The 621-nt window shown below is 44.4% G+C and carries 1 protein-coding gene; it reads right to left on the bottom strand.

Features of this window, described 5'->3' with window-relative positions; all coding sequences use genetic code 11:
- Nucleotides 1-621: gfo/Idh/MocA family oxidoreductase (locus tag R7093_RS26305; protein ID WP_318147158.1), on the bottom strand; the 621-nt coding region annotated here is incomplete at both ends.

Raw genomic sequence — 621 nt, 5'->3', positions numbered from 1 at the left:
CTGTGCTTGTAGCCAGCTTGCCTGATTCAACAACCTTAAACCAATCGAATAGCATAGCGTGAAAACCTTTACTCGTGAGCATTGGTGTCCAATCTTTTAAGTTCAACTTACGTTCTTGATTGTCCTGCCACAATTTACCTTCCACAAACGAATCAAACTCAAATGCTTGGTTGGCATAACATGCCTGAACGCGTTCGTTTGTGATGCCAAAATGACGATTCATTGAAGCGTGTAGTAGGGTATCACCATGTTGCCATTGCACATCCAGACGTGCGAGTTGTTGGCCGTCAAATTGGTGAGTGATGTAGACGTCTTGCAAATCGGCTTTTGCTACAACATTTACGCTGTCCAGCGGGTGAATAAAATCGTCAAAGATGAACGTTCGGAGTTCTCCCGGCAGATTGTGGCGATTTTTCTCCCAACGCAGTGACTTCAAATTAGCGACATCGCCTTTTTGTACGTTTGGCAAATAGTCGTTGTAGAGCGGAATGTGTCGGCGATTAAAGCCAACATAAAGTGGTTGATTGGCGATAGCTGCAATCTCATAGAGTTGCTCTACCTGTTGGGCACTGTCCGCCAGAGGTTTGTCGACAAAAGTAGGAATGCTTTGTTTTAGAAAAT

The organism is Vibrio sp. 1580 (genome assembly GCF_033340055.1).
Note: the sequence above shows the minus strand (reverse complement) of the source record. Positions and strands in the feature narration are given on the sequence as shown.